General features: G+C 57.2%; 1 protein-coding gene. It reads right to left on the minus strand.

The features are described 5' to 3' along the window. A partial coding sequence (locus ACU8YC_RS28920) for an ATP-binding protein (RefSeq protein WP_446896501.1) occupies nt 1-231 on the minus strand: 231 nt, incomplete at its 3' end. Nucleotides 232-236 lie beyond the last annotated feature (5 nt).

The raw sequence follows: 236 nt of genomic DNA on the forward strand, positions 1-236 counted from the left end.
CTTACGATCGATGCCCGGCTGGAAGGTGAAGTCGAACTGCTCCAGCGTTTTGACCCATGGCAGACGCGCCTGCTTCAGTCGGGACTCCATGCCGCGCTGATGTCTGCCGTTCCATTCCTGCTGCAGCGCCATGCACAGGAACTCCCGGTAGTTCAGCTCTTTTTTAGCCGCCTGCTCCAGCAGGTTTTCTACGTGATAGCTCAGATGCTCCATTTTCAGGCGACTCAGCAGCGCTT

The sequence above is a fragment of the Citrobacter sp. VF227 genome (genome assembly GCF_052950715.1).